Source organism: Mesorhizobium sp. M7A.F.Ca.ET.027.03.2.1 (assembly GCF_003999175.1).
GTDB lineage: Bacteria > Pseudomonadota > Alphaproteobacteria > Rhizobiales > Rhizobiaceae > Mesorhizobium.
In genome coordinates this window covers 1-925 of sequence record NZ_RZOM01001569.1, presented here as the reverse complement: position 1 = coordinate 925, position 925 = coordinate 1, and the positions used below count along the sequence as shown (strand labels likewise).

Here is a 925-nt window from a genome sequence, read left to right as displayed (position 1 = left end):
CTGCTCTATAGTCTGCCGCATCGCCCGAACCGGATGACATCAATGGCAGAGTACTCGGCCTTTTCGCTGCTCGCGAACGCGCTCAAGGGAAACAAGGATTGGAAGCCGGCATGGCGCAAGCCTGACCCGAAGGCGTCCTATGACGTCATCATCATCGGTGGCGGCGGTCATGGGCTGGCGACCGCCTATTATCTTGCCAAGGAACACGGCATCACCAATGTCGCCGTTGTGGAAAAGGGCTGGCTCGGTTCCGGCAATGTCGGCCGCAACACCACGGCGGTGCGCTCGAACTACCTGCTGCCGGCCAACACCCGCTTCTACGAACACTCGATGAAGCTGTGGGAGAACCTCTCGCATGAGCTCAACTACAACGTCATGTTCTCGCAGCGCGGCTGCCTGAACCTAGCGCACACGCCGGCCCAGTTCGACGACTATGCAAGGCGCGGCAACGCCATGCGCCATCTCGGCGTCGACGCCGAACTGATGACGAAAGCTGAGATCAAACGTCTGATCCCGGCGCTCGATGTCTCCGAAAGCGCGCGCTTCCCGGTGGTCGGCGGCTTGATGCAGCGCCGCGCCGGCACCGCCCGCCACGATGCGGTGGCCTGGGGCTATGCGCGTGGCGCCGACCGGCGTGGCGTCGACATCATCGAGAATTGCGAGGTCACCGGCTTTCTGCGCGATGGCGACCGTATATCAGGCGTCACCACGTCGCGCGGCGACATCCGCGCCAGGAAGGTGGCCGTGGCGGTCGCCGGCAGCACCGGACGGGTCATGCAGATGGCCGGCATCGAGACGATGCCGATCGAGAGCCATGTGCTGCAGGCCTTCGTGACGGAATCGCTGAAACCCTTCATCGATACCGTCGTCACCTTCGGCATGGGCCATTTCTACATGTCGCAGTCGGACAAGGGCGGCCTCATCT

General features: G+C 63.1%; 1 protein-coding gene. It reads left to right on the top strand.

The genetic code is table 11. The annotated features are described in order from the left end of the window. Positions 1–42 precede the first annotated feature (42 nt). The coding region (locus tag EN750_RS36495) for a sarcosine oxidase subunit beta family protein (RefSeq protein WP_127399429.1) at positions 43–925 on the top strand (883 nt) is incomplete at its 3' end.